Origin of the sequence: Epilithonimonas hominis (assembly GCF_003730015.1) — a bacterium.
GTDB lineage: Bacteria > Bacteroidota > Bacteroidia > Flavobacteriales > Weeksellaceae > Epilithonimonas > Epilithonimonas hominis.
Genome location: NZ_RJTU01000043.1, coordinates 49495 through 76066, shown reverse-complemented (window position 1 = coordinate 76066; position 26572 = coordinate 49495). Strand labels below are relative to the sequence as shown.

The window sequence follows — 26572 nt, the reverse complement described above, 5'->3', positions numbered from 1 at the left end:
CTTAATTCACGTGGTTTTTAAAAAAACCTTAAAGAATATACCAAAATCAGGCAAAGTCTGTGGGAAAAACCTTGGGTAGTTTACGCCAAAAAGCCTTTTGGAAGCCCAAAATCGGTGGTGGAATATTTGGGTCGTTATTCCCACAAAATCGCAGTCAGCAACCAGAGAATCAGAAAAATTGATGCGGAGACGGTCACTTTTTCTTACAAAGATTACCGCCAAAAAGGCATCAAAAAGCAGATGGTTTTGAGCCACGAGGAGTTTATCCGCCGTTTTGCGATGCATATTTTGCCGAAAAGATTTGTGAAAATCCGTCATTATGGTTTGTTGAGCTCTACCTGGAAGCGTGAAAAACTCAAAATTTTGCAACAAAAATTAGGTATTCAAACCAAAGAAAAGCCCCTTTCTAAAGTTTTTCAGCCGAAATGTAGTTGTTGTAAAGTTGGAAATTTGGTAACGATTGCCACGTTCGATCTTCGAGGTCCGCCACAATGGTTTTTGGAAATGAGCCAAAGCCAGCCAACGCCTAAAAAATAGATTTTTGGGTAAGGGAAATTATGCCCCGACATGAAGGAAAACACGATAAAACCGACAAAGTTCGCCAAAAACGAATGCCTAAAAAAAAGAGAACGTCCTGTTCTCTTGAAATATTTTCTAAAAACTTTACGATAAACCCATAGTGGCGAAAAAGCTCCCGAAGCTTCCGTTCAACAGGGTTTTCATTGTTCGTGCTACGCACGCAACGAAAACTTAGCTATTAGCGGAAGTTTTTTTCATTTGTCCATTTTATTATTTTTTCAAAAATTTGAGGCTTCAAATCAACATAATTAGTTTTTCCGTTTTCTACAATTTCGTCTTGTAAAAAGTGATTTGCATTCGGATAAACTTTATATATCAAATTATTTTTTCCTTTTTGCAAAAATTCTATTTCTGCATAATCTGTATTCATAATAAAAGAACCCCAAATGTCTTTTCCTCCTGCAATCATCAGAATTGGAATTTTTAATTTTAACATATTTTCTAATGGAGTTTCTTTGCTAAAATTCGCCCAACGAAAATAGGTTTCTCCGTCCCATAATTTTTCTCTGCTTTCTGAATTTTCAAAAATATTCTTGTAATCTGAAAATAAAGTATCAATATTTTTCTGACTTTGCTCAAAAGTAGTATTTCCTTTAAATGCATTTAATCTTTCTTGAAGCACAAAATCATACAAATGATTCAAAGAATTACTGTTAAGTAGAACAACGTGTGTTACTTTTTTGTTTAAAACAGCAACTTTTGGTGCAACTTGTCCTCCTTGAGAATGTCCAATTACTAAAATTTTGGATTTATCAACAGGAAGTTTTTTGATAGCATTATTAATAATTTTTGAAGCAGATTCAGCTCTCCAATCTAAAGAAAAATTTTGTTTATATTCATTGTTTATAGGGTATTCCAATTCGCCATTTTTTCCAATGTTAACTGTATCAAACAATGGAATTCCAGGCTTATTTACAAAAATTACGTGATAATCATCTTTGTATTTTTGAACTTCCACAAAAGCACTCCAAGCATAATTTTTTAAGTCGTTTCGATACTGAAAAGTTGGTAAATTTCCTGAACCGTGAATAAAAAGCAAAATTGGTTTTCTTTTTTCGATACTTGATTTGAACGTGCAATATTCTATCTTTCCAAGTTTTGAATCTTCAAAAGTGAAAATCTGAAATTTATCTTTTAAATCATTTTGTCCATATATATTATTCGAAATAATAATTAGAAAAATTGAAATTATAATTTTCATATTGCGTTTGGTATAAAATTTCCGCTAACGTGCCGCGTATTGGCGATGGGCGGGATTTTTAGCACTGAACTTTAATCGAAGAACAGAAGTTGAATTTTGCACTTCCGTTGATACGAAGCCGTTCAGCCCGCCTATTGCCAATACGATGTTGAACTAAACCTCCGGTAGCTTTTCCCATTCGCCGTTTTAGTAACTTTGTTTTTATTAACCTTTTAAAAACTCATCAAATGGCTACAAAAAAAAATCTCCGGAGGATTTAAGGACAAACAAATTCCTGAATCGTGCCTCGAGCGAAGTTAACGGTTTTGCCGAACTCCTGCAACGCTTCGAAAGAAATATTTCCATCCTGGGCAGAAGCAAGCGTACCTTCGACAATTATTCCCGTCACGTTGCAGCCTTGGCACTGCATTTCGGTAAAGTCCCTACCGAATTAGACCCGGAAGACATCAAAGATTACCTTTTTGAACTTCAAAAGCAATCAAAAACCCCTTCCCAGTCGTACTTTAAACATACCGTTTACGGACTGCGGTTTTTGCTGAAAACCGAAGGTTTGCCTTACAGCTACCTCCACCTTCCCGCCATTCCAAAAGTCAAAAAACTGCCCGTAATCCTGAGCCGCGAAGAGATCTGGCGCATGCTTCAAACCGCCGAACTCCTGAAACACAAACTGCTCATCGGCCTGATCTACGGTTGCGGACTGCGCTGCATGGAAGTGCGGAATATCAAACTTCAGCACCTGGATTTTGACCGACAAATACTGCATGTTGTTCAAGGTAAAGGAAGCAAAGACCGTTATGTACCTTTGTCGGAGCATTTAATCAGAGGCTTAAAAACCTTTATTAAAGTTGAAAATCCGGATCAGTATTTATTCAATGGGAACCATAACAGGAATATTGAGGAGATTGATTTAAAAACACATCAAAACGCTTTACAGAAACCTGATTTTGACTCCCGCTACAGCCAGCGCGGCGTTCAGTGGGTGATCAAGACCATCTCAAAAAAAGCCGGCATCACCAAAGAGGTTCACACCCATACTTTGCGCCACAGCTACGCCACGCATCTGCTGGAAGACGGCGTTCCGATCATCATGGTTCAGAAACTTCTGGGTCATGAAAGAATTGAATCGACGATGGAATACCTCCATGTCTGCCAGCTATCGGATCAGCAGCCGCACAGCCCTCTGGATACCGTTTTCGCTTTATGCCGCAAAAATGGAATCCCGAAGTAAGGCAAAGCATCAAAACGGAAGCGTTGCAGATGTTCTTCGTAAAATCAGTTTATCAACTCAGAATTTTACGGTTCATCAGGAAAAAACACTTCGGGCTTTATCGTACTGCCGGACTTCAGCTTTGGGCGGTCATATCGATGCGTGCGACGGTTGCGGAAATCTTTCCATCAGTTACAACTCGTGTCGTAATCGGCATTGTCCGCAATGTCAAGGTCATAAAAAAGAAGAATGGATTCAGAAGCGCGAAGCGGATTTACTCCCGTGCAGCTATTATCATCTCGTTTTCACGCTTCCCGAAGAGCTGAACGGTTTGGCAATTGCCAATCCCACACTCATTTACAAAGCCTTGTTTGAGGCCGCCTGGGCAACATTAAACCAGTTTGGCAAAACGGAAGGAATGCAGCTCGGAATGATTGCGATACTTCACACGTGGGGACAGAACCTGAGCTTGCATCCGCACCTGCACTGCATTGTTCCTGGCGGCGGAATTGATCATCACGGAAAGTGGAAAAAGAAAGTACGAACCGATAAATATCTCTTCTCTGTAAAAGCTTTGGGCAAGGTATTTCGGGCAAAGTTTGTGGCTTTATTGAGAACTTCGGGAGTAAAAGATTCCAATTTAATGGATAAACTCTTTACCAAGAACTGGGTCGTCTATGCCAAAAGACCTTTTGGCGGTCCGAAACAGGTGATTGAATATTTAGGCAGATACACCCACAAAGTCGCCATCAGCAATCACCGCATCAAAGAAGTTACCGATAAAGAAGTTCGTTTTGGCTACAAAGATTACCGGAAAGGTGGCGAAAAAAAGGAGATGACCCTCAGCAACGAAGAGTTTGCGCGAAGGTTCTCCCTGCATATTCTGCCAAAAAGGTTTGTGCGGATCAGGCATTATGGAATCCTGAGCAGCAGCTGGAAACGCGGGAAACTGCAGAATTTACAGGCAGAGTTGAAAGTCGAAAGAATCGTTTTCCTTCCCCAGACTTTGCTTAAAAAATGCCGGTGTTGTAAAGAAGGAAACCTGGTCACCATTGCTGTTTTCGGGCAGCGCGGCCCGCCGCAGGATTTTCTTTTCGTTACCCAAACGCTGTCTGCAAAATAACCTTTGCGGGTAAGGGAATCTGTGTTCTGCAGCGAAGAAAAACAGCAGAAAACACCCACAAAGACCACAAAAGGTCACAAAAAAAAGCAGTCCTTCCGAAAAACTGCTTTGTGATCCTAAATTCTAAAATCGAAAACTCCATAGACTGCCAAAATACCGCTGAAAAGCTACCGGAGCTTCCGTTCAACGGGCTTTCATTTCTTGTCTTGCAGACAAAACGAAAGCTTAGTTATTATCTGCTGCCCTTCTTCGGTCAATTCAATTCTGCTTTCGCAAAACCTACTGTTTCTCTGTACAATTGAGGTGAAATATCCGTTTTGGATTTAAAAAGTCTGCTAAAATGAAATTCGTCTGCATACCCTAAATACCAAGCTACTTCTTTAATCGGTTTGCTGGTCATATACAGTTCTCGTTTGGCTTCTATAATTATTCTTTCGGTTATTAGGTCGGTGAGTGTTTTGTTGTAGTGTGTTTTTACCAACTTTGCCAAAGCATTTGCCGAAATATTTAAAAGCGTTGCGTAATCGCTTGCTGAATGTTTTTGCGTAAAATTCTCTTCAATTGCCTTTTTCAAATTTTGTAAAATAAAAGGTGTTTCTGCTTCAATAAACTTTGGCTCATTGACTTTTGAAAGTGCTTTTAGTCTTGATAATGTTACTAAAAATATTTTTAAATTAGGGATTAGCAATTCGTAGTTGTCGTTTTCTTTATTTAGTATTTCAGATTTTAGTTGTTCCAATTGCTGGTTCAATTTATTCTCAGTTAAATTATCAATACTAATAAAAGGCTCTTGATAAATGTTGTTAAAAAGAACCGTATCGCAATTAGTTTCTTTTGGATTGCGATGAATACAATAAAAATCGGAATGAAATTGCAAGGCTACTCCACTAATTTTTTTATCAGTAGAAAACATAAAAGGTTGATAAGGTGTAAATGCAAAAACCGTATTCTTCTGAAATAGATATTCTGAAAAATCTACATTTAAAAGTCCATCTCCATCTTTTATCCAAATTACTGTGTAAAAATTATTGCGTTGTAAATGGTCAAAATGACTATTATCGCAAAATGAAAAAAGCTTGAAAGCAAGGTTTCCGTTTTGCTGATTGATTAATGTAAAAACGTCTTGTTCTTTCATAACTCAAAAGTATTAAATTTAACTTTCTCTTTTTCTTCTTTTTGTTACTTGTTCTCCCGCAATGCCCCAATTGTCAGTTTCTACTTCGTCAATAATTACAAATGTGGTTGCAGGGTTTTTATTAAGCACTTCTTGAAGTAAAGTCGTTACTCCTTTTATTAGCTGTGCTTTCTGCTCTGATGTTACAACATCTTTGGTGATTTTGATATTTACGTAGGGCATTTTTTTAGATTTTAAATTTGTTTTTAATAAACGGTGCTACATAAAGCAAGGAAGGCAAAGCTAATAAAAAAGCGATGAGCCAACTACGTAGCCACACATAAATAAAGTTTTGAATGAAGCCGACATTTACAGCAACTAAGGTAAATGTAATATAGCTCGTAACAACCAAAGCGACAACGGTAGCTGATTTTAATGCAGACTTTGTTATCATTTTAGTATTGCTTCTTGATACGTTTTCAATAAATCAGGATTGTCAATTGAACCGTGATGGTGTATTTGTCGCCAATTGCCTTCAACTAAAATAAATATTCTCGTGGTTCTAATTGCCAAAGGAATTTCAATTGTATCTGTTTTGAAATAGCCACGTTCTCTGCCCGTAGCAAAAAACATATTTGAAGTTTTATGAATTGAGAAATCATAAAATTCTACATATACTTTTGCTTTGCCCTTGAATATTTTATCGTATCCTTTACCAATTTCTTCCCAACCCCTGCGGATACCACCAATAGGGTTATCCATAGAAATATCTGCCGCATTTAACCAAGATTGCTCCATTAGAAGCATATCTTGGTTATTAAAGGCTTTATAAAATTTTGAAAGTGCCATTATCTCAGCACTTTCATTTTTTACGTCTGACCCATCAATGACGAGTTGCGAAATATTTTGTGAATTCACATTCATTGTGTATAAAATTAAACTTGTGAGTGTAAGAAATTTAAACATTTTATATTGCTTGTGGTTCAGGAAAATCTATTGGCACTTTGGCAATGGCAAATAAATAATTAGTGATAATCTTATCACCAACTGTCATCACAACATCAACTAAATTCTCGGTAGTGTAACCTTCGTTAAAGAAATTTTCTTTTGCTTCTTCTGATACTTCGCCTTTGTTAGTTACAATTTCTTTTGCAAGCTTTACAAGTGCATTCAATTTAGGGTTAAACGAAATATTCGCCTTCCTAATTTCCAAAGTTTGCTCTACGGTAAAGCCAACCATTTTGCCAATTACAGTATGTGCTGCTTTACAATAGTTACAGCCATTTAATTGACTTACGACTAAATTAATTACTTCTTTTTCTTTATTATTTAAAGAATTTTTACGATTTTGAAGCGTAAGATAATCGCCCAAAGCTGATGGCGAATGAGCAAAAAAAGCATACATATTTGGCACAAAACCAACTGCTTTTTGTAAGTTGTCAAATAATGCTTGATTATTTTCTGAAACGCTTTCTCTTGTGGGAACTATGAATTTTTCCATTTTAAATAATTTTAATTCTCTGTCATTATTGACAGTGCAAAGATGCAGTGAAACTTATTATTTAAGAATGGATAGATTATGCTTTTGAATGGATTATTTTTTTTGGGTGGTGGGTGGGCTTTGGTTTCTTCTTGTCTAAATGTTGAATGTTAGCAGGGTGTTCGTTAGGGTTGCAGATAACACCCAAATATACGAAAGTTTATCATGTAATCGATATTTTTCTATATTTGTTTAAAACTCTTTAAAGAAGAGTGTTTTACACTGATAGTTTGTTGCGTATTTTATATAGAATATTAGTAATTTAGTTTCGCATTTTCTCTGCAAGCTATATGAAATGCGCAATGGTTAAAGTAATGCTATAAAAAATAATTAAAACAGATTTCTCTAACCTTTTTTAGCCAGCCTCCACAACTGACACTTTAACACATACAACAGCACAACAATCTTTCTTTACAAACAAATGATAATCAGATAATTATTCATTTAAAACTCACAAAACAATAAGATTATCCAATCGATTCGGCCCCGAAAAATGGACTTCTTTTTGCAAGATTCTCAAATCATGGGAGAATATTTTGCGTTACACACTTCGGAGATACTCCGTACATACGCCATACATACCTCGTACATAGTCCGTATAAAGCCGTATTAATTCTCATTGGATGATTTATAAAAATCCATTTCAAAAATTATTAAATTAATAATTGTTATGATAACTATCTGTCAGGGAAAAGATTGATAATTTAAAATCTAATCCGCTACAAATATTTTCATTCTAAATTTATCTCAGTAAATTTGCTCTGTGAATATCAATCAAGCAGACCTTAACGAACTCGAATTTCCGGAACTTCTTGCGGAAATCGCCCCTTTCGCTTATTCGCCAAAAACGGCAGACAACATCATGGAACTTCGCCCAATGGAAATTGACGAAGCAGAATTATCTCTGAAGAAAACTTCGGAATTCCTAACGAGTTTCGAAAGTTCCAACGCAATCCCTTTTGATGAATACGAAGACATCGAAGAAGAATTGAAATTGATGCTGATCGAGAATTACCGATTAGAAAACAAATCGTTTATCAAAATCAAAACGATCACGGAACAAATCGGAAAACTGCAAAAATTCTTCCCTCAGTTTTCAGAAGCTTTCCCCACACTTTTGGAAGAAGTCAAAGACTTAGAATTCCGAAAAGAAATCATTGATAAAGTGGATAAAGTTTTCAACCGATTTGGAGATGTTAAAAGTGATGCTTCTGCTGTTCTGAAAACTTTAAGAACCGAAATACAGCACGCCAGAAAAGCCGTTGATGAGAATTTCAATCGTTCTTTAGCTACTTATTCAGAATTTTTAGAAGATATTAGAGAAAGTATCATTGAGGATCAAAGAGTTTTAGCAGTAAAATCGGGCTTCAAAAAAAGAGTTAACGGACGTGTTTTAGGAATTTCCAAAACGGGTTCTATTACTTTTATGCAACCGGAAAGTGTAGTGAAACATTATTTCAAACTGAAGGAAAATCAAGAAGAAGAGAAAAAAGAAATCGATAAAATTCTTAGAAAATTAACAGCGGAGTTATCAGAATTCCAGCCTCAACTTTCGGATTATCAGACTTATATTTTTGATCTGGACTTAATCCGAGCCAAAGCCAAATTTGCTGAAAAAGTCAATGGAATTTTACCGAAAATCAACAGACATCAGACCTTACGTCTGAAAGATGCTTTTCATCCGTTACTTTGGATCAGGAATAAAAATGAAAACAAAGAGATTTTCCCACAAACTTTAACCTTAACCGAACATAACCGAATTATCTGTATCTCTGGACCAAACGCCGGCGGAAAATCCATCACTTTAAAAACGGTTGGATTATTACAACTGATGATTCAGAGTGGAATTTTGGTTCCTGTCCATCCAAAATCCGAAATGTTTTTCTTTGAGAAAATTATGACTGATATTGGTGATAATCAATCCATAGAAAATCACTTATCAACCTACTCTTCCCGCTTGAAAAAGATGTCCGGAATGATTCGAGAAGCGGATAACAAAACCCTGCTTTTGATTGACGAATTCGGGACTGGTTCTGATCCAGAATTAGGTGGCGCTTTGGCGGAAAGTTTTATGGAATATTTTTATGACAAGAAAAGTTTTGGAATCATCACAACGCATTATACCAATATCAAACTGGTTGTGGAAAATCTTCCTGCAGCTACAAACGCAGCGATGCTTTTTGACGAAAGAACATTGGAACCGCTTTACAAATTGGAAATCGGGCAAGCCGGAAGTTCTTTCACTTTTGAAGTCGCTGAGAAAAATAGAATCCCAAGATTCATCATCAAAAATGCAAGGAAGAAAGTTGAACACGACATTGTCAACCTTGATAAAACAATTGTAAAACTTCAGCAGGAAAAATTCGAAGTTGAAAAGCTGAAATCTGACTTGTCAGAAAAACGTGATTCTGTAGAAGACAAACGCGACAATCTCCAAAAACTGAATGAACAACTTCAGCAAAAGTTATTCAATTTTCAAAAACTTTATGAAGAAGAACACAGAAAACTTCAATTCGGAAACAAGATTGAAACATTTATCGACAGTTACGTGAAAGGTAAATCCCGAAAAGATGTAGTGAAAGATTTTGTCAAAATTCTGGAGCAAGAGAAATTCAGAAAAATAGGGACAGACAAAGACGAGAGCAAACGTCTTCAGGTTGTGAAACGTAAAATCACACAACAATTGAAAAAAGAAGATGTTATCGAAAAAATTGCTGAAACCAACGAGAAACTGGAGGAAAAGCGAAAAGCAGAACGCGCCGTTTGGATGAAAGTAGGTCAACGTGTTAGGATTTCCGGAAGCACCAGTGTAGGCACTATTGAAAAGATTTCAAAAAACAAAGTCATTGTTAACTACGGAACTTTCAAAACCACGATTGATTCTGGAGAATTGGAGAGAATATAAAAAAAAGCGAAGATTAACCTTCGCTTTTGCTTTATGCGTGGAAGTGAGATTTCACTTCTTCCAAAACTTGCTCTTCGCTGAGTTGGGAATCTGTTCCTAATTTGATGTTCAAATTCTTATATTGAGGTGTTTCTAACAAATGATTTCGTAACTCTTCTTGAGAAGTTCCAGGTCCCGTAATATACAAATCTGTACTATTGGTGATGACTTTTTCTATCTCTTTAAAGAATTTTGACTTGTTGGTTTGTTCTACATTGTTTGCAGCGTTTTCATTGGAGTTGCCGTGCTGTACATCTGCAAATACAATTTGTTTCACTTCAAATTCTGAAATATCCTGTCCATCGTGATTCGTCACAACTATTGCTTTTCTGCCGTCTATCCATAGTCCGGCTAATTTTTTATCGCTCATAATTTAATATTTGAGAGATAAGTTCCAAGGATTGTGCAAAAGCCTTGTTAAAGGAAGTTAAAGTTAAAAATTAATGATGATAAACATCCTCATACTTCACACCAGCTTCAATTCTCACTGGTAATTTGTTTTCTGCTGGAACAATTGGGCAATTATAATCAAAAGCATTATAAGCACAATAAGGTTGATAAGATTGGTTAAAATCCAGAATGATTTCGTTTCCGGCAGGGATTTTCAAATCCATATATTTTCCGCCGCCGTAAGTTTCTTTTTCATTGGTTTCATCGCGGAAAGGCAAGAAAAGATGGTCTTTATATTTCTCCATTTTCATCAAATCCAGACTTTGATATAAAGTCAAGGTCAACGATTTTCCGTCCAATTCAAAAGTTGCTTTTCCATATTCCTGATATTGTTTGAATTTTCCCGAAGAAGTTGGCAATTCAAACGGAACAGGATTTTCGGTTTTTACAAATTTTGCGGTAACTCTGTATTTTAGGTTAATTGGAAAGAACGGATGCTTTTTAAAATTCTTCAGATTATCGCCTCGCAAAGGTGTTTCTTTGGGGTTCAGATATTCTGTATTGAGTTCTTTTTGGAACTTTTTTATCGATGCAATATTTTCTTTTTCGGTCTGAGCATTTAGAAACAAAGACAAAATAAGGAATAGGAAACTTAATTTTTTCATAATTCAATTTTATTATTTGGGGCAGCTTTATCCGTCTTCCGCTCCCAATCTTTTCACTCCACTGCGTTGCGTAAAAAGGATTTCCGCTCAAGCCGGGCTGCAAGTGATTCATACCAATCACGTTTAGTCTGCAGATTCACTTTCAGAATCACTGATTTCATTGGATTTCAACTTAGCCTTTTTCATTTGAAAATACTTATCAAAAGTAGATTTGAAAACAGGAACTTCATCATCTTCACCCATCAGGAAACCCCAAGACTGGAGACCTTCTACTCTATCAAAAATAATTTTAAGAATCGCCAAAACAGGAATCGTCAAAAACATTCCGGCAATTCCCCAAAGCATTTCACCGATTACCAAACCGATAATCACAATCAAAGAATTGATTTTCACTTTAGAACCGACAACTCTTGGCATTATGATATTTCCGTCAATGGCATGAATCACAACAATCGCAATCACAATAAACAAAACGTGACTGATTCCGGATGTTGCGAATGTAATCAAAGCACCAATCAACAAAGCGATAAAAATCCCGATATAAGGCAAAATATTGAGAATTCCTGTGATGATTGCCAGCATAAAATTATATTTAACACCGATAATCGTATAAGCAATCAAAGATAAAATCGTTACAATAATCATTTGCAGAAACAATCCAACCAGATATTTTTTCACCATAAACTGAATGCTGTGAACCACTTCAAAAACCGTCTTGTGATGCGATTCTGTGAAACTTGCCACCAAAAATTTGAGAAGATGCGTTCTGTACAAAAGGAAAAATAATGCAAACAAAAAAGTGAAACCTGTCAGCATCAAGATATAGCCAACCGACTTCAGCGCACTTTCCAAAATAGCAGTTCCTGTACTGATTGATTTTTTTGCCGTATCGTTCAGATATTCAAGCTGGTCTTTTCTTCTGACGCCAAATGTTTTGGAAATCCAGCTTTGCAAATCATCTGTTAGAGTGATAAACTGTTTCTGAAACTGAGGCCAATCATTGGATAATTTAGCAACTTGCATCGAGATTCCGTAAATCACACCTCCAATAATTGCCAGCGCCAAAAGACTTGCGACAATAGAAGACAAACTTCTTGGGAATCTCAATCTTTTTTCCATAAAACGAGAAAGCGGAGTCAGCAAAATCGCAACAAGCAATCCCAAAATCATCGGAACAAAAATCTGCTCACCAATAATGGCAAGAAATCCTAAAACAACAATGCTTATAAGAACACAAGATAACTTGAGATAAAAAGGATAATTCTGGTTCATAGCTTAAATTTACAATTCTTGAATTTACAAAATATTTTCACCACATAGACACATAGTTTTTGTGACTTTAAAGAATAAATAGCTATGTGTCTATATGGTTTTTAAATTATTTTCCGATTAGAAAAACGGCCGGAATCTTATGTAACTCTGGCTTTTCTTTTTTCCAATCGTTGATCGTTTTTGTTTTGATAAATTCGGTTTCTGGGTCATTGATGTTGGCGGCGATGCACAACTTTGTATTTGGGTTGAGAAACTTGGTCAAATCTTCAAACAATGGATTATTTCTGTAAGGTGTTTCCATAAAAATCTGTGTAAATCCAGTTTTCTCAACCAAATTTTCCAGATGTTGAATTTCTTTTTTCTTCTTGTCTTTTTCGATAGCCAAATAACCATTGAACGAAAACTGCTGACCATTGAATCCGCTTGCAATCAAAGCCAGAACGAAAGAACTTGGACCGTTGACAGGAATAACTTTTACGTTATTTTTATGCGACCAGCCAACCATAATATTTCCTGGGTCGCCGATACAAGGCAAACCGGCTTCTGAAAGTAATCCAAAATCTACGCCTTCTTTCATCAACTTTTGAGCTTCTTTCAAATCTGCTGTTTCGGAATATTTGTCAAGAAGAAACAATTTGAGTTCAGGTTGTTTTTTCTCTGGCGCAAAGAATTTGATGACTTTTCTGGCTGTCTTTTCGTTCTCCACAAAATAATGATCGACATTCATAATAATGTCTTTGATTGTCGGCGCAAAATATTCTATTGGAGAATTTTCGGAAAGATAAGCTGGTAGAAGGTATAGCATTTTAAGTTTATTAATTATATTTTTTTGACTTGAAACAAAAGAACCAAAAATTCAAGACCGTGAAAATTTAGCTAGAATTTTAAATTAAGTTATTTATTATAATTTGTTTTTCTAATTGATTTCCCCAGAATTCATATTGATTATAGAAATCAATTAGTTCTTTCAAATTATTTTGCTTTTCGAAGTTAGGAATTACATAATTAGAAAAATCATCAAAAAAAGAAGTAATAAAATCGTCTAAATGAGTATCAGATTTAATTTCATATCCTAGATTGCTTCCAAACTTTCTATTTTTACTATCTGGTAAAAAAGCTCCATTACCCAAATGAGTGACACAATCAAAATGAGTGACTTTCTTTAAAGTTCTATCCTTCAAAGTTGCTTTTAATGCGATACCTAAATTAAATCTGAAATCAATTTTATCTTTAGTATTCCAAGAGAAATTCTGAAGATTAATCACATTATAAAAATCACCACGATCTTTCCACCAAGTTTGGTTTGAATTTTTATAATCTCTATTTTTGAAAAAAGGTTTCAAATGTAATTTTATAAATTCAGTCTGTTTTTCTTTAGCATTCATTTTTAATAATTATCCTAATAATCACAAATTTAATTCAAAACTTCTTTTAATCGGTCTTTGTCCAAACGATTTTCCCAATTGGAAACGACAACTGTCGCGACTGCATTCCCAATCACATTGGTCAAAGCACGGCATTCTGACATAAACTTATCGATGCCGAGAATCAAAGTCATTCCGGCAATCGGAACTTCGGGAACGACTGCTAAAGTTGCGGCCAAAGTGATAAATCCTGCACCTGTAACGCCAGCCGCACCTTTGGAACTCAACATCGCGACCAAAAGTAATCCAATCTGATGCTCCAAAGTTAAGTCGATATTACAAGCCTGCGCAATGAACAACGCTGCCAAAGTCATATAAATATTGGTTCCATCGAGATTGAAGGAATAGCCAGTAGGAACCACCAAACCAACAACACTTTTGTCACAGCCTGCATTTTCCATTTTTTTCATCAATCCGGGAAGAGCAGGTTCAGACGAACTTGTTCCTAAAACTAGAAAAATTTCTTCTTTGATGTATTTCAGAAATTTGAAAATATTGAATCCATTATACCAAGCAACGCTTCCTAAAATCACAATAACAAACAACGCAGAAGTCACATAAAATGTCCCGACCAGCATTGCCAAGTTTTTGAGCGATTCTAAGCCATACTTTCCAATCGTGAAAGCCATTGCGCCAAATGCACCAATTGGAGCGAGTTTCATTAGAATTTCTACAATTTTGAAAATCGGAATCGTCAAAGTTTGGAGAAAATCTTGAATTGATTGACTTTTCTCCGAAGTCACAGCCAAAGCCACTCCAAATAAAATGGCTACCAGCAAAACCTGCAAAATATTATCGCCAGTTAATGGACTAAATAACGTTTCGGGAATGATATTGTAAATAAAACTCACCATCGAGTTATCGTGGGCTGCTTTAACATATTTCTCGACCTCTGCGCTATTCAAAGTGCTTGGATCGATGTTAAGACCTTTGCCAGGTTGAACCAGATTACTGACAACCAAACCGATAATCAATGCTAAGGTTGAAAATGTAAAGAAATAGGCAAATGCTTTTCCTGCGACTCTTCCGACTTTTTTCAGGTCGTTCATTCCAGCAATTCCTGTGGAAACGGTAAGAAAATTACCGGCGCAATAATCATTTTGACCAGCTTGATGAATCCGTCGCCGAGCGGTTTCATTTTCTCGCCTAAATCCGGATAAAAATAACCGAGCGAAACACCGAAAACAATCGCAATCAGTACCTGAATATAAAGAAGCTGATAGAATTTTTTCGGTTTTATAGATTTTTGTTCAATGTCCAAATTCATAAAAAGAACTTATCTTACAAATTTAGAATTGTTTGTGAATTATATCGTGTTGTTCTTGATTTTTTTGGCGATTATTTCGCAGGATTCGTCGAGCATTTTGTAAACTTTATCAAATCCGTCAATTCCGCCATAATACGGATCTGGAACTTCCAATTCGTTATCAAGAATCAATCTGATTTTATGCTTTTGAGAATCGTCCGCCATTTTTAGAACATCTTTATAATTGTTTTTGTCCATACAGAAAATCAAATCAAACTCTTCCAAATCTGATTTTTTGATTGGACGAGATTTTTGCATCGAAATATCAATTCCGTTTTTGAAAGCGGTTTTTACAGAACGTTCGTCGGGCAGACTTCCTTCGTGATAATCGATTGTTCCGGCACTATCAATAAAATGATTATCATCGAGTTTAGATTTCAAAATTCCTTCTGCCAAAGGACTTCTGCAAATATTCCCGAGACAAACCATTAGTATTTTCATTTTTTTAACTGTAAAATGTATAATGTAAAAAGTAAGATGACTATAAATTTAAAACAAAAAAAAGAATTCAAAATTAATTGGTCAATTAAATTTTAATCGTAATATTGCAATATTAAATTATTAAAATGGGCGCAACCAAAACTGAACATTTTACAGAACAACAAAATAGAATTGCCAACATCGCAAAAGCACTTGGACATCCTGCAAGAATCGCTATTATCGAATATCTGATGAAAGTAAACGAATGTATCTGCGGAGACATAGTGAATGAACTTCCATTGGCGCAGCCGACAGTTTCGCAACACTTGAAAGAATTAAAAAATGCGGGAATTATCAAAGGAAATATCGAAGGAAACTCGATTTGTTATTGTATTAATGAAAAGGTCATCGAAATCATCAATTCTTATTTTTCAAAAATCATCGAAACCATTTCTAAAGAAAAATGTTGCTGAATATTTTTTTGAATCCATCAATCGTAATATTGCAATAAAACAAATTAATCATAATCTTACTAATATGACACTTGAACAAATCAAAGAGATTCTTCCAACATTGGAAAATGTAGAATTTCAGTTAGAAAATGGGACTTTTGTTCCGGAACATTTCCACGTTACCGAAGTCGGAGTTATCCAAAAAAACTTCATTGATTGTGGCGGGACAATCCGAAATGAGAAAGTTGTGAATTTTCAACTCTGGAATGCAAATGATTATGAACATCGTTTAAAACCAGGAAAATTACTTAACATCATCAGACTTTCGGAAGAAAAATTGGGCATAGAAAATTCTGAAATTGAAGTAGAATATCAAAACGGTACTATCGGTAAATATGATTTGGACTTCGATGGAAAAAATTTTATTCTTAAAAATAAAACAACAGCTTGTCTGGCTCAAGACGCTTGCGGAATCCCGGCAACAAAAACAAAAAGAAATTTATCAGAATTAAACTCTAACTCTTGTACTCCCGGAAGTGGATGTTGCTAAAAAAAATTGAAAATGCTAAAAGACATATTGAAAACTGACAATTCAAAAACTACCATTATTATTCGTTTGATGGTTAGTTTGGTATTTCTTTCGGAAGGTTTACAGAAATTCCTTCGCCCAGAATCAGTCGGAAGCAGAAGATTTGAAAAGATAGGTTTTGATGATTTTGAGTTTTGGGAAAATTTCGTCGGAACTTTTGAAATTTTATGCGGATTATTGCTGATTGTCGGGATCTTTACAAGAATATCCGCCTTTATTTTGGTAATCATAATGGCGGTAGCGTTCTTCACCACCAAAATTCCGATTTTATTGGAAAAAGGTTTCTGGGATTTTCTTCACGACAGCAGAACCGACTGGGCAATGATGATGGGAAGTTTGTTTTTACTTCTGAAAGGCAGTGGAAAATTGGGATTGGATTATTTATTTTTTAATTCTAAAAGCTAAATATGATAGTTGGCGAAATTGCAAAACTTTTTCTGAAACTCGGAGTGATCGGTTTTGGTGGTCCTGCAGCACACATCGCAATGATGCAACAGGAAGTTGTAGTCAAAAGAAAATGGATGAGCGAACAGCATTTTTTGGATCTGTTGGGCGCAACCAATCTGATTCCCGGTCCCAATAGTACGGAAATGGCAATCCACATCGGTTATGACAAAGGTGGTTGGAAAGGGCTTTTGGTTGCCGGTTTGTGTTTTATTCTGCCCGCTGTTTTCATTACCGGAATTTTTGCCTGGCTTTATAAATTATACGGAAATGTCCCTGAAGTTCAGCCTTTTCTTTATGGTGTAAAACCAGCAATTACTACCATTATTCTTGGTGCAGTTTTTCCTTTGGCTAAAAAATCGATGAAAACAGTTTTTCTTGCGATAATCGGGATTTCTGTTTTGGTGTTATCACTTTACGGCATCAGCGAAATAATTTTGATGTTTGGAGCTGGTTTTCTTGCGTTGATTTTATTCTATATTCAGAAAAGCAATCAGAATTCGGTTAAAAGTTTTGTTCCTTTTCTGTTTTTCACAGCCAATTCTAACGCACTTTTTTCCGAGACCAACTTAAAACTAATCGGTATTTTCCTCAAAATCGGAGCGATTTTATACGGAAGCGGTTACGTTTTGTTTGCTTTTCTGGATTCGGAGCTCGTTGCTCAAGGTCTGCTTTCCAGAAAACAATTGATTGATGCTATTGCTGTAGGACAGTTTACGCCGGGTCCGGTTTTTTCTTCGGTGACATTTATAGGTTATCAAATGAATGGTTTTACAGGTGCGGTGGTTTCTACGGTTGCCATTTTTACACCTTCGTTTATTCTGGTTGCGCTCATCAATCCGCTGATGAAAAAACTTAGAAATTCTAAAAGTTTTTCGGCTTTTCTTGATGCAGTCAATGTAGCTTCTGTTGCCATTATCGCTTCTGTTTGTTTCACGATGGCAAAAGATTCAGTTTCGGACTGGAAGACGGTTCTGATCGCTGTTTTGAGCGCAATTGTCGTTTTTAAATATCCTAAAATCAACAGTGCTTTTGTTGTTCTGGGTGGTGCTTTGTTGGGATATTTATTATTTCTGATTTAAACTAAAATAATAAAATAACAAATTTAATATTTAAACTAAAAATGTTTCAGAAAATAAAAGAGCGTTGTGAAATTCTCAGCAACAATTTTAAAGAAATCAATCCTGAAAGAAAAGCTTTGTTGGAAAAACTGGCGACTCATATCCAGCGAAAGATTGATGAAAAAGAAGAGGTTAATCTGGTCTATGTTTGCACACACAACTCACGCAGAAGTCATCTCGGGCAGGTTTGGTCAAAAGTTGCTGCCGATTTTTATGGTTTTGATATCCATAGTTTTTCAGCAGGAACTGAAGTTACAGCTTTTAATCAAAATGCCATCAATGCTTTGATTGCTTGTGGTTTCGAGGTTAAAAAATCTGACGAAACAGCCAATCCGAAATATGAAGTGTTATTTGGCGAAAGCAAATCAAATCTTTGTTTTTCTAAAACGATCGACGATGAAAGTCTTCCCAAAGAAAATTTTGTAGCAGTAATGACTTGCGGAGATTCAGATGAAAATTGTCCTTTTATTCCTGGGTGTGATTTACGCATTGGAACAACATATTTCGACCCGAAATCTTATGACAATTCCATTCTAATGGACGAAAAATATACCGAAAGAAGCAATCAAATTGCTATGGAATGTCTTTATTCTTTTTCATTATTAAAAAAAATAAAATGCAGCCAAAATTAAAATTTCTTGACCGGTATTTAACGCTTTGGATTTTTCTTGCGATGACAATCGGAGTAGCTTTAGGATACTTTTTCCCGGATTTTTCTATAATGACAGAAAGCCTTTCTGTAGGAAGCACAAATATTCCGTTGGCGATTGGATTGATTTTGATGATGTATCCGCCGCTTGCAAAAGTAGATTACTCATTGTTGCCAAAAACTTTCAAGGATAAAAAAGTGCTGCCTATTTCGTTGATTCTCAACTGGATTATTGGTCCAGTTTTAATGTTTATTCTGGCCATCATATTTCTTCGAGACGAGCCGGATTATATGGTCGGACTGATTTTAATCGGGCTTGCGAGATGCATTGCAATGGTAATCGTATGGAATGACTTGGCAAAAGGAAACCGTGAATATGCTACGCTTCTGGTTGCGCTGAACAGTATTTTTCAGATTTTTTCGTACAGTTTTTTCGTCTGGCTGTTTATTAATGTATTGCCGCAAAAATTAGGCTTCGGAAATTTTAATGTTTCGGTGCCGATGCGTGATGTGACGGAAAGTGTTTTGATTTACCTCGGCATTCCCTTTTTAGCAGGATTTTTAACACGTTATTTTTTAGTAAAAACAAAAGGCGTAGATTGGTACAGCCGAAAATTTATACCAGCAATTTCGCCAATTACTTTATATGCTTTATTATTCACGATTGTTTTGATGTTTAGCCTGAAAGGAAGTACAATTGTTGAACTGCCAATGGATGTGTTAAAAGTTGCCGTTCCTTTGATTGTTTACTTTGTACTGATGTTTTTTGTAAGTTTTTTTATTAACAAATCAATGAAAGTTCCTTATGATAAAAACGCTTCCATCTCTTTCACTGCAACTGGAAACAATTTTGAGTTAGCAATTGCAGTAGCGATTTCGGTTTTCGGAATCAATTCAGCACAAGCTTTTGTTGGAGTCATTGGCCCTTTGGTAGAAGTTCCTGTATTGATTCTATTGGTGAAACTAAGCTTATTTCTAAAGAAAAAATATTACTACGATAATCATATTTAAATGAAAACATTTGCTACAAAACCTTTGTTAGAAATGCATAGAAAGGATGTTCTGGAAATTTATAAACTGGGAATAGAAACTAAAAATGCGACTTTCAACACCTCTGTTCCAACCTGGGAAGAATGGGACAAAGGTTACCTTCAGCATTCAAGATTTGTAGTAGAGATAGAAAATAACATCGCAGGCTGGATTGCGCTAAGTCCTGTTTCATCAAGATGCAATTATTCCGGTGTTGCGGAAGTCAGCATTTATATTCATCCAGATTTTTTTGGATTGGGAATAGCTTCTGAACTTATGAAAGTTTTAATTTATGAAAGTGAGAACAACGGAATCTGGACTTTACAATCCAGTGTTTTTCCGGAAAATGAAGCAAGTCTAAAACTTCACGATAAATTTGGTTTTAGAAAGGTTGGATATCGTGAAAAAATTTCAAAAATGGATGGAATCTGGCGAGACACTATTCTTTTGGAAAGACGAAGTGCGAATTTGATTTAAAAAAAAGTCTGAAAATTTTCAGACTTTAATTATTATTGACCGATTTTTTCTTTCAAATCTTTGATGTATTTCTTCAATTCTTTATCTATTTTGGAAACATCGCGGATCGTGTCGCAAGCATACATCACGGTCGAATGGTCTTTCCCGCCCATTTCTTCTCCGATTTTTGTAAAGGTTGCATTCGTATATTCTTTTGCAAAATACATGGCTAACTGTCTAGGCAAAGCAATTTCTCTTTTTCTAGTTTTAGACAACAATTGCTCTCTCTGAATCCCGAAATAATCACATACAACTTCCTGAATATAAGGAATATTGATGGTTTTCTTTTGAGTTGTCGCTAACTTGTTAATGGTGTCTTTTAATAAATCAAGACTGAAATCCGATTTATAAACTGTTGAATAAGCAATCACCGCATTTACAACACCGATGAGTTCTCTTACACCGTTGGTTTTAACTTCAGAAGCTAGATAATCAAGCATATCATCGGTCAGTTCAATTCCGTCACGACTTAATTTGTCAACGATGATTTTTCTTCTTGTCTCGAAATTAGGCGATTTGATTTCCGCAGAAAGTCCCCATTTGAAACGGGAAATAATTCTTTCCTGAGTATCCAAAATATCAGCAGGCGCTTTATCAGATGTCAAGATAATTTGTTTACCATTCTGATGGAGATAATCAAAAATATGGAAGAAGCTGTCCTGTGTTGCTGCCTTTCCGGATAAGAACTGAATATCATCGATAATCAAAACATCAATCATCTGATAATAATTCTGGAAGTCTGTTTTATTTTGGGATTTAGCCGCTTTTACGAAATCCTGAATGAATTTTTCCGAAGACTGATAAAGTACAACCTTATCAGGAAAAGAAGCTTTTACCTCCAAACCAATTGCCTGAGCCAGGTGCGTTTTTCCAACACCATATCCGCCATAAACAAACAGTGGGTTAAAGGCGGTTGCTCCAGGTCTTTTTGCAATCGATTTTGCAACTGTGCAGGCAAACTTGTTGCTTTCACCTTCTACAAAATTATCAAAAGATTGATCTGCTTTTAGATTAGAATCTATATTGATTTTCTTGATTCCTGGGACTACAAAAGGATTGACATTATTTTCCTTAATAACCGGTCTCGCTTCCTGAATTTTTGGAGCCTGTGTAGAAATTCCTTTTACGTTCATCGTAATTGGTTTTTCTTTTCCTGCAGGTTTGTTTTCCATTACAGAATACCACAACTTCACACCTTTACCGATATTTTTTTTGAGCGCAGCAGACAGTAAAGACAGATAATTATCTTCAATATATTCCTTATAAAAATCGCTTGGAACTAGCAACGTAAGATTATTGTTTACCAAAGAAATTGGCTGAACTTTGTCAAACAATAAGTCGAAAGAATTTTGTAACTTTTTGAGGTCTGAATTATCCTCCGCTGCGTTTAGATTGTCTCTCATAAACTGGAGACACCTATCCCAGATCAATACCAAATTATCATTCATTTTCTGCTGCTATTACCGGTAATATTCTAGTTTTTTTAGAAGAAGACAAATATCCAATTATTAATTTTTATAAAAAAATATTTTAGCTATTGATTATTAAAAAATATATTTGTATGAATTATTATCGACTTAAAATGATACACACAACACACTCAATACGAGTACGTTACGGAGAAACAGACCCCATGAAATATGTTTATTATGGTAACTATGCAGAATATTTTGAAGTCGCAAGAGTTGAACTTTTTCGCACCCTTGGAATGTCATATGATGAAATTGAAAAGAGAGGAATTTTCCTTCCCGTTTCCGAATATAAAATTAAGTATTTGAAACCAGGACTTTATGACCAACTTTTGGAAATTCATACTTACGTAAAAAAAATTCCGGGCGTTAAAATTGAATTTGATTATGAAATTTACAATGAAGATAAAGTGAAAATTACAGAAGCTTCCACCACTCTATTTTTCCTGGATGCCGAAACTAATAAAATTGTAAGATGTCCCGATTTTCTTTTGGACTTGATTAAGGAAAATTGGAAGGAATAAATTATCTTTCCTTAAATTTTCAACATATTCGGAATTAAAATAAATCTTAAATGAAAAAATTACTCGCAATAGTTTCATTATCTATTGTATCATTATTTTCAGCGCAACAAAAAACCTATTGTAATCCTATTAACATCGATTATGGTTATACGCCGTTTGAAGTTTTCTCCAAGCAAGGAAAACACCGTGCAACTGCGGACCCTGTAATCGTTAATTTTCAGAAGAAATTATTTCTTTTTTCTACCAATCAGGAAGGTTATTGGTATTCTGATAATATGTTGGATTGGAAATTTGTAAAAAGAAAATTCCTTAGAGACAATAAATACATTCACGATTTGAACGCGCCTGCAGTCTGGGCAATGAAAGACACACTTTATGTTTTTGGCTCAACCTGGGAACAGGATTTTCCGATTTGGAAAAGCACCAATCCTACAAAAGACGATTGGAAAATTGCTGTTGACACTTTGAAAGTTGGCGCTTGGGATCCTGCTTTCCATTATGATGAAGACAAAGACAAACTTTATCTCTATTGGGGTTCTAGCAACGAGTGGCCCCTGTTAGGAACCGAAGTTAAAACTAAAACAATGCAGTCCGAAGGTTTCGTAAAACCGATTCTAAGGTTAAAACCTGAAGACCACGGTTGGGAAAGATTTGGAGAATATAATGACAATGTTTTTCTTCAACCCTTTGTAGAAGGTGCTTGGGTTACTAAATATAAGGACAAATATTATATGCAATATGGTGCGCCAGCAACAGAGTTCAGTGGTTATTCTGATGGTGTTTATGTTTCCAAAAATCCTTTAGAAGGTTTCGAATATCAGCAACATAATCCGTTTTCTTATAAACCCGGAGGTTTTGCAAGAGGAGCTGGTCACGGTGCAACTTTCGAAGATAAATTCGGGAATTGGTGGCACGTTTCCACGATTTTCATTTCGACAAAAAATAATTTCGAAAGACGATTGGGAATCTGGCCAACTGGATTTGACAAGGATGATGTAATGTACACCAACACCGCTTATGGCGATTACCCTACTCTTCTTCCGCAATATGCTCAAGGAAAAGATTTCTCAAAAGGCTTATTTCCTGGTTGGATGTTATTGAATTATAATAAACCGGTTCAGGTATCATCAACTTTAGGCGGTTATCAACCGAATCTTGCCGTGGATGAAGACATCAAAACTTATTGGTCTGCAAAAACCGGAAACGCAGGAGAATGGTTTCAGACAGATTTGGGAGAAGTTTCTACAATCAATGCGATTCAAATTAATTATGCCGACCAAGATGTTGAGTTTATGGGGAAAACGCTCGGCAAAATGCATCAATATAAAATTTATGGTTCTAACGATGGCAAAAATTGGAAAGTGATTGTTGACAAATCAAAAAACCAAACCGATGTTCCGCACGATTATGTAGAATTGGAAACATCTGCAAAAGTAAGATTCCTGAAAATGGAAAATCTGAAAATGCCAACAGGAAAATTCGCTTTAAGTGGTTTTAGAGTTTTTGGAAAAGGAGCTGGAACAAAACCAGCTAAAGTTCAAAACTTCGTTCCGTTACGGGCTGACCCGAAAAAATATGGCGAGAGAAGAAGTATTTGGTTCAAATGGCAACAAAATTCTGACGCTGACGGTTATGTCATCTATTGGGGAAAATCGCCGGATAAATTATATGGAAGCATTATGGTTTATGGCAAGAATGAATATTTCTTCACAGGAGCAGACAGAACAGATGCGTATTATTTTCAAATTGAAGCATTTAACGCCAATGGAATCTCTGAAAGAACAGAGGTTGTAAAATCAGAATAAATTTTAAAGTTTTTCAAACAAAAATTCAAGCTTTCGGAGTCAATCTTCGAAAGCTTTTTTATTTTTTATGATTATTATTTCGAAATATTAAATTTTCATTAATTCAATGATTTTAAAAATTAGATTAATATTCATTAACAAACTTAAATTTTAAAAGAAAAACACTCAACAATTTCTAATTAATTGAAATAATTTTATAAATTTATAACAGTAAAAGAATTTTAAAAGCAAATGGAGTTTTTTCTGACATCAGAAGATAATGATGACCGACCGATTTTTATTACCGGTAATTTCAACAAGTGGAATCCGAAAGATTCAAAGTTTGAGTTGGAAAAATTGGATGAGAATAATTATTACATCAATATTTCTGACGAACTTTTAAATGATGAAATAGAATATAAGTTCACAAAAGGCGGTTGGGAAAATGTAGAGATTGATAAATACAACAATATCACTCCGAACAGAAAAACTAAAAAAGAGAACAAGAAAACACAAGATTCTGTAGAAAAATGGAGACTGAATTGGGGACCTTTCAAAAAAGAATTTTTCCCGATTACGGAACTGGTTGATGATGCATTCTATATTCCTCAGCTTGATAAGACGAGGAAAGTCTGGGCGCTTTTGCCTTATGATTATTACCATTCGGACAAAAGTTATCCCGTTTTGTATTTGCAGGATGCACAGAATTTATTCAATGACGGTTCCGAATTTGGAAATTGGGAAATTGATAAAAAATTGGCTCTTCTTGCAGAATATGGACGAGGCGATTTGATTGTCATTGCGGTAGAACACGGTAACGATGACCGAATCAAAGAATATATTTTTGATAATGAAGATGTGACGAAAAATGCTGAAGGCAAAAAATATTTGAGGTTCATTACTGATACTTTGAAACCTTGGATTGATAAAAATTACAGAACAAAGAAAGATAGAGAAAACACCGGAATTGGCGGAAGCTCTTTGGGTGGATTGATTAGCATTTATGGCGGATTTCTCTATCCGGAAGTTTATTCCAAATTGCTGATTTTTTCGCCGTCGCTTTGGGTAGAGCCTGAAAATAATTTTCCGATGATAAGGTTTGATAACCCTTACAAGCTAAAGGTTTATCTCTATGGTGGCAAGAAAGAAGGTTCCCGAATGGTGGGAAGAATAAGATTATTTGAAAAAGCTTTGAAAAAATTAACAGTGCAGAAATCCTTTGATTTTGAAGTCAGGACCAACATCAATGACCAAGGAACACATCAGGAATTTTTTTGGTCGCAGGAATTTCCAAGAGCAGTGGAATGGCTTTACATAGACAGTCTGGAAAGTCCAGTGAAAGCCAAAAATGAATTAGAAAACAACGAAGCAAATGATTAAAATTTACAATAAAAAAGAATCAACAACTCAAAACATATACCTGTTCAGCGAAGCCGAGTGGGAACAAGAAAAAAACTCACATCCAAATGTTGAATTATTCTTCAATGGAAAAAAGAACGAGGTTTTCATTAAGACCAATTCAGATGAAATCAATTTTTTCGTTGGAATCGGAAAAGACGCAAAAGGTTTTGAAATTCAATCTATCGCTAACAAATTTGCGAATGATTACAAGAAAAATCTGCAAGCAGTTCCAACTTCTGTTATTTCAAAATTAGGATTGGATTTGACAGGAGAATTAGTAAAAGGTTTATTTTTAGGAACTTATCACTATCCTTTCGAAAAATCTCATCCGTTTTGGCAAGAGAATTTTGAACTTCATTTTGAAAACATTTCTGAAGAAGTAGGAAGAAATTTAGCCTTAAAAACAGAAGCACTTTGCAACGGACAATTTGCCGGAATGGAATGGCTGAACAAGCCTGCGAATCATAAAAAGGTACACCAAATCTCAGATTTTCTAAAATCGACTGCGGAAAAATATGATTTGAAGTATAAAGCATTCAACAGAGAAGAGTCTATAAAAGAAGGTTTAGGGGCATTTGTTGCAGTTAATCAAGGAAGTTCGCAAGAAGCCGCGTTTACCATTTTGGAATACAATTGCGGAAAAGCAGATGCAAAAACTTTCGGGTTAGTCGGAAAATGCCTTTTGTTTGATACTGGAGGGATTTCCATCAAACCATCTGACAATATGCATTATATGAAAAGTGATATGGGCGGTGCAAGCGCAGTTATTGGAGCTTTGATTACAGCTTCGGAACTGAAACTTCCTGTAAACATCATTGCCATACTTCCGATTACGGATAATGCCGTGTCGGAAAATGCGTACTTGCCGAGCGATGTTGTGACAGCTTACAACGGAAAAACAATTGAAGTTCTAAACACCGATGCAGAAGGAAGAATGACATTAGCAGACGGACTTTCTTACTTGTCAAAAAATTACAAAACTGATGTTTTGATAGATTTGGCAACACTCACAGGAAGTTCAGTCAGAATGTTTGGTTACACTTGTGGCGCTTATTTTTCCAACAATAATGATTTGAAAATCAAGCTGGAAAAATCCGCCGATAAAACCAATCAGCGACTTTGGAATCTTCCGCTTTGGGATATTTGGAAAGGTGATTTCACTTCGGATGTTGCCGATTTTAAGAATATTTCGATGAAACCTTTTGGAGATTGCATTATTGCGGGAAAATTCTTGGAACAATTCATTGAAGGTCACGAAAATTGGGCGCATCTGGATATTGCAGGCGTTGCATTTGGGAATGTTGGTTATGCTAAAGATAAAATGGCGACCGGTTATGGCGTTCAGCTATTATTAGACTTTATAGAGAATTATAATTAAATCATCGGACATCAGTCATCTGACCACCGAC

27 protein-coding genes and 2 pseudogenes are annotated in these 26572 nt (G+C 35.6%); 15 read left to right on the top strand and 14 right to left on the bottom strand.

The window, feature by feature from the left end:
• Window positions 1–21: 21 nt before the first annotated feature.
• Window positions 22–537: pseudogene (locus EGH73_RS06605) on the top strand (IS91 family transposase); the annotation flags it as partial.
• Window positions 538–757: 220 nt separating this feature from the next.
• On the opposite strand, the gene EGH73_RS06600 reads toward EGH73_RS06605, so the two are convergent.
• Window positions 758–1780: an alpha/beta fold hydrolase gene (locus EGH73_RS06600; protein WP_123281187.1), complete on the bottom strand. Its 1023-nt coding sequence runs from the start codon at window positions 1778–1780 to the stop codon at window positions 758–760.
• A gap of 274 nt (window positions 1781–2054) precedes the next feature.
• Here EGH73_RS06600 and EGH73_RS06595 point away from each other — a divergent pair, with 274 nt between their 5' ends.
• Window positions 2055–3008, top strand: coding sequence for a tyrosine-type recombinase/integrase (locus EGH73_RS06595; RefSeq protein ID WP_123281186.1), 954 nt, complete (start codon window positions 2055–2057; stop codon window positions 3006–3008).
• Window positions 2992–4110 carry an IS91 family transposase gene (locus tag EGH73_RS06590; RefSeq protein WP_123281185.1) on the top strand — a complete coding sequence of 373 codons (1119 nt, stop codon included), beginning with the start codon at window positions 2992–2994 and terminating at the stop codon, window positions 4108–4110. Before EGH73_RS06595 ends, EGH73_RS06590 begins: the two co-directional genes overlap by 17 nt.
• Before the next feature lie 253 nt (window positions 4111–4363).
• Here the strand turns inward: EGH73_RS06590 and EGH73_RS06585 are convergent, their stop codons facing one another.
• From EGH73_RS06585 to EGH73_RS06565, 5 genes are read right to left on the bottom strand one after another with little or no spacing between them, the layout of a single operon-like run.
• Complete coding sequence (locus EGH73_RS06585) at window positions 4364–5245, bottom strand: helix-turn-helix domain-containing protein (RefSeq protein ID WP_114999189.1); 882 nt, start codon at window positions 5243–5245, stop codon at window positions 4364–4366.
• A gap of 18 nt (window positions 5246–5263) precedes the next feature.
• Complete coding sequence (locus EGH73_RS06580) at window positions 5264–5467, bottom strand: 2-hydroxymuconate tautomerase family protein (protein ID WP_114999187.1); 204 nt, start codon at window positions 5465–5467, stop codon at window positions 5264–5266.
• 4 nt (window positions 5468–5471) lie between these two features.
• Window positions 5472–5678 (bottom strand): DUF2798 domain-containing protein, encoded by a 207-nt coding sequence (locus EGH73_RS14395; protein ID WP_114999185.1) that lies wholly within the window; start codon window positions 5676–5678, stop codon window positions 5472–5474.
• Complete coding sequence (locus tag EGH73_RS06570) at window positions 5675–6190, bottom strand: YybH family protein (RefSeq protein ID WP_221177744.1); 516 nt, start codon at window positions 6188–6190, stop codon at window positions 5675–5677. The genes EGH73_RS14395 and EGH73_RS06570 overlap by 4 nt, the downstream gene beginning before the upstream one ends.
• A gap of 1 nt (window position 6191) precedes the next feature.
• Window positions 6192–6725, bottom strand: coding sequence for a carboxymuconolactone decarboxylase family protein (locus EGH73_RS06565; RefSeq protein WP_114999183.1), 534 nt, complete (start codon window positions 6723–6725; stop codon window positions 6192–6194).
• An 802-nt stretch (window positions 6726–7527) separates the two neighbouring features.
• Between EGH73_RS06565 and EGH73_RS06560 the strand changes: the two genes are divergently transcribed.
• Window positions 7528–9669, top strand: coding sequence for an endonuclease MutS2 (locus EGH73_RS06560; protein WP_123281184.1), 2142 nt, complete (start codon window positions 7528–7530; stop codon window positions 9667–9669).
• A 31-nt stretch (window positions 9670–9700) separates the two neighbouring features.
• Here EGH73_RS06560 and EGH73_RS06555 read toward each other — a convergent pair whose 3' ends face one another.
• The 7 genes and pseudogenes from EGH73_RS06555 to EGH73_RS06525 all read right to left on the bottom strand — a co-directional run bounded on the left by EGH73_RS06555 (window position 9701) and on the right by EGH73_RS06525 (window position 15206).
• On the bottom strand, window positions 9701–10078 hold the full coding sequence (locus tag EGH73_RS06555; RefSeq protein WP_123281183.1) for a hypothetical protein: 378 nt from the start codon (window positions 10076–10078) through the stop codon (window positions 9701–9703).
• A gap of 70 nt (window positions 10079–10148) precedes the next feature.
• Window positions 10149–10763, bottom strand: coding sequence for a DUF1684 domain-containing protein (locus tag EGH73_RS06550; RefSeq protein WP_123281182.1), 615 nt, complete (start codon window positions 10761–10763; stop codon window positions 10149–10151).
• Window positions 10764–10886: 123 nt separating this feature from the next.
• Window positions 10887–12035: an AI-2E family transporter gene (locus EGH73_RS06545; RefSeq protein WP_123281181.1), complete on the bottom strand. Its 1149-nt coding sequence runs from the start codon at window positions 12033–12035 to the stop codon at window positions 10887–10889.
• A 106-nt stretch (window positions 12036–12141) separates the two neighbouring features.
• Window positions 12142–12840: an SAM-dependent methyltransferase gene (locus EGH73_RS06540; protein WP_123281180.1), complete on the bottom strand. Its 699-nt coding sequence runs from the start codon at window positions 12838–12840 to the stop codon at window positions 12142–12144.
• A 79-nt stretch (window positions 12841–12919) separates the two neighbouring features.
• Window positions 12920–13420 (bottom strand): DUF4304 domain-containing protein, encoded by a 501-nt coding sequence (locus EGH73_RS06535; RefSeq protein WP_089770036.1) that lies wholly within the window; start codon window positions 13418–13420, stop codon window positions 12920–12922.
• Window positions 13421–13449: 29 nt separating this feature from the next.
• Window positions 13450–14726: pseudogene (locus tag EGH73_RS06530) on the bottom strand (dicarboxylate/amino acid:cation symporter).
• A 39-nt stretch (window positions 14727–14765) separates the two neighbouring features.
• Window positions 14766–15206, bottom strand: a complete 441-nt coding sequence (locus tag EGH73_RS06525) for a low molecular weight protein-tyrosine-phosphatase (protein ID WP_123281179.1) — start codon at window positions 15204–15206, stop codon at window positions 14766–14768.
• Between the two features lie 125 nt (window positions 15207–15331).
• Here EGH73_RS06525 and EGH73_RS06520 point away from each other — a divergent pair, with 125 nt between their 5' ends.
• The 7 genes from EGH73_RS06520 (at window position 15332) to EGH73_RS06490 (ending at window position 19946) form a co-directional block, all read left to right on the top strand.
• Window positions 15332–15658: an ArsR/SmtB family transcription factor gene (locus tag EGH73_RS06520; protein WP_123281178.1), complete on the top strand. Its 327-nt coding sequence runs from the start codon at window positions 15332–15334 to the stop codon at window positions 15656–15658.
• A gap of 64 nt (window positions 15659–15722) precedes the next feature.
• Window positions 15723–16187 (top strand): DUF6428 family protein, encoded by a 465-nt coding sequence (locus tag EGH73_RS06515; protein WP_123281177.1) that lies wholly within the window; start codon window positions 15723–15725, stop codon window positions 16185–16187.
• Window positions 16188–16199: 12 nt separating this feature from the next.
• Complete coding sequence (locus EGH73_RS06510) at window positions 16200–16631, top strand: DoxX family protein (protein WP_123281176.1); 432 nt, start codon at window positions 16200–16202, stop codon at window positions 16629–16631.
• Between the two features lie 2 nt (window positions 16632–16633).
• Window positions 16634–17752: a chromate efflux transporter gene (chrA, locus tag EGH73_RS06505; RefSeq protein ID WP_123281175.1), complete on the top strand. Its 1119-nt coding sequence runs from the start codon at window positions 16634–16636 to the stop codon at window positions 17750–17752.
• A 41-nt stretch (window positions 17753–17793) separates the two neighbouring features.
• Complete coding sequence (locus EGH73_RS06500; RefSeq protein ID WP_123281174.1) at window positions 17794–18423, top strand: low molecular weight phosphatase family protein; 630 nt, start codon at window positions 17794–17796, stop codon at window positions 18421–18423.
• Window positions 18408–19451 carry an ACR3 family arsenite efflux transporter gene (arsB, locus tag EGH73_RS06495; RefSeq protein ID WP_123281196.1) on the top strand — a complete coding sequence of 348 codons (1044 nt, stop codon included), beginning with the start codon at window positions 18408–18410 and terminating at the stop codon, window positions 19449–19451. Before EGH73_RS06500 ends, arsB begins: the two co-directional genes overlap by 16 nt.
• The gene (locus EGH73_RS06490; protein WP_123281173.1) at window positions 19452–19946 is read left to right on the top strand and encodes a GNAT family N-acetyltransferase; all 495 of its coding nucleotides are present in this window, start codon (window positions 19452–19454) and stop codon (window positions 19944–19946) included.
• A gap of 32 nt (window positions 19947–19978) precedes the next feature.
• Here the strand turns inward: EGH73_RS06490 and dnaA are convergent, their stop codons facing one another.
• Window positions 19979–21433 (bottom strand): chromosomal replication initiator protein DnaA, encoded by a 1455-nt coding sequence (gene dnaA / locus EGH73_RS06485; RefSeq protein ID WP_089770045.1) that lies wholly within the window; start codon window positions 21431–21433, stop codon window positions 19979–19981.
• A gap of 134 nt (window positions 21434–21567) precedes the next feature.
• On the opposite strand from dnaA, the gene EGH73_RS06480 reads away from it, so the two are divergent.
• The 4 genes from EGH73_RS06480 to EGH73_RS06465 all read left to right on the top strand — a co-directional run bounded on the left by EGH73_RS06480 (window position 21568) and on the right by EGH73_RS06465 (window position 26541).
• A complete protein-coding gene (locus EGH73_RS06480) occupies window positions 21568–21978 on the top strand; it encodes an acyl-CoA thioesterase (protein WP_123281172.1) in 411 nt (136 codons plus the stop codon).
• A 50-nt stretch (window positions 21979–22028) separates the two neighbouring features.
• Window positions 22029–23783, top strand: coding sequence for a discoidin domain-containing protein (locus EGH73_RS06475; RefSeq protein ID WP_123281171.1), 1755 nt, complete (start codon window positions 22029–22031; stop codon window positions 23781–23783).
• 231 nt (window positions 23784–24014) lie between these two features.
• The gene (locus EGH73_RS06470) at window positions 24015–25142 is read left to right on the top strand and encodes an alpha/beta hydrolase (protein ID WP_123281170.1); all 1128 of its coding nucleotides are present in this window, start codon (window positions 24015–24017) and stop codon (window positions 25140–25142) included.
• A complete protein-coding gene (locus EGH73_RS06465) occupies window positions 25135–26541 on the top strand; it encodes a M17 family metallopeptidase (protein ID WP_123281169.1) in 1407 nt (468 codons plus the stop codon). Before EGH73_RS06470 ends, EGH73_RS06465 begins: the two co-directional genes overlap by 8 nt.
• Window positions 26542–26572 lie beyond the last annotated feature (31 nt).

What these genes read in the sequence shown, in the direction of transcription:
- EGH73_RS06600 (WP_123281187.1), bottom strand. Translation starts at nt 1,780, where the DNA reads ATGAAAATTATAATTTCAATTTTTCTAATTATTATTTCGAATAATATA.
- EGH73_RS06590 (WP_123281185.1), top strand. Translation starts at nt 2,992, where the DNA reads ATGGAATCCCGAAGTAAGGCAAAGCATCAAAACGGAAGCGTTGCAGAT.
- EGH73_RS06585 (WP_114999189.1), bottom strand. Translation starts at nt 5,245, where the DNA reads ATGAAAGAACAAGACGTTTTTACATTAATCAATCAGCAAAACGGAAAC.
- EGH73_RS06580 (WP_114999187.1), bottom strand. Translation starts at nt 5,467, where the DNA reads ATGCCCTACGTAAATATCAAAATCACCAAAGATGTTGTAACATCAGAG.
- EGH73_RS14395 (WP_114999185.1), bottom strand. Translation starts at nt 5,678, where the DNA reads ATGATAACAAAGTCTGCATTAAAATCAGCTACCGTTGTCGCTTTGGTT.
- EGH73_RS06570 (WP_221177744.1), bottom strand. Translation starts at nt 6,190, where the DNA reads ATGTTTAAATTTCTTACACTCACAAGTTTAATTTTATACACAATGAAT.
- EGH73_RS06565 (WP_114999183.1), bottom strand. Translation starts at nt 6,725, where the DNA reads ATGGAAAAATTCATAGTTCCCACAAGAGAAAGCGTTTCAGAAAATAAT.
- EGH73_RS06555 (WP_123281183.1), bottom strand. Translation starts at nt 10,078, where the DNA reads ATGAGCGATAAAAAATTAGCCGGACTATGGATAGACGGCAGAAAAGCA.
- EGH73_RS06550 (WP_123281182.1), bottom strand. Translation starts at nt 10,763, where the DNA reads ATGAAAAAATTAAGTTTCCTATTCCTTATTTTGTCTTTGTTTCTAAAT.
- EGH73_RS06545 (WP_123281181.1), bottom strand. Translation starts at nt 12,035, where the DNA reads ATGAACCAGAATTATCCTTTTTATCTCAAGTTATCTTGTGTTCTTATA.
- EGH73_RS06540 (WP_123281180.1), bottom strand. Translation starts at nt 12,840, where the DNA reads ATGCTATACCTTCTACCAGCTTATCTTTCCGAAAATTCTCCAATAGAA.
- EGH73_RS06535 (WP_089770036.1), bottom strand. Translation starts at nt 13,420, where the DNA reads ATGAATGCTAAAGAAAAACAGACTGAATTTATAAAATTACATTTGAAA.
- EGH73_RS06525 (WP_123281179.1), bottom strand. Translation starts at nt 15,206, where the DNA reads ATGAAAATACTAATGGTTTGTCTCGGGAATATTTGCAGAAGTCCTTTG.
- EGH73_RS06520 (WP_123281178.1), top strand. Translation starts at nt 15,332, where the DNA reads ATGGGCGCAACCAAAACTGAACATTTTACAGAACAACAAAATAGAATT.
- EGH73_RS06515 (WP_123281177.1), top strand. Translation starts at nt 15,723, where the DNA reads ATGACACTTGAACAAATCAAAGAGATTCTTCCAACATTGGAAAATGTA.
- EGH73_RS06510 (WP_123281176.1), top strand. Translation starts at nt 16,200, where the DNA reads ATGCTAAAAGACATATTGAAAACTGACAATTCAAAAACTACCATTATT.
- chrA (WP_123281175.1), top strand. Translation starts at nt 16,634, where the DNA reads ATGATAGTTGGCGAAATTGCAAAACTTTTTCTGAAACTCGGAGTGATC.
- EGH73_RS06500 (WP_123281174.1), top strand. Translation starts at nt 17,794, where the DNA reads ATGTTTCAGAAAATAAAAGAGCGTTGTGAAATTCTCAGCAACAATTTT.
- arsB (WP_123281196.1), top strand. Translation starts at nt 18,408, where the DNA reads ATGCAGCCAAAATTAAAATTTCTTGACCGGTATTTAACGCTTTGGATT.
- EGH73_RS06490 (WP_123281173.1), top strand. Translation starts at nt 19,452, where the DNA reads ATGAAAACATTTGCTACAAAACCTTTGTTAGAAATGCATAGAAAGGAT.
- dnaA (WP_089770045.1), bottom strand. Translation starts at nt 21,433, where the DNA reads ATGAATGATAATTTGGTATTGATCTGGGATAGGTGTCTCCAGTTTATG.
- EGH73_RS06480 (WP_123281172.1), top strand. Translation starts at nt 21,568, where the DNA reads ATGATACACACAACACACTCAATACGAGTACGTTACGGAGAAACAGAC.
- EGH73_RS06475 (WP_123281171.1), top strand. Translation starts at nt 22,029, where the DNA reads ATGAAAAAATTACTCGCAATAGTTTCATTATCTATTGTATCATTATTT.
- EGH73_RS06470 (WP_123281170.1), top strand. Translation starts at nt 24,015, where the DNA reads ATGGAGTTTTTTCTGACATCAGAAGATAATGATGACCGACCGATTTTT.
- EGH73_RS06465 (WP_123281169.1), top strand. Translation starts at nt 25,135, where the DNA reads ATGATTAAAATTTACAATAAAAAAGAATCAACAACTCAAAACATATAC.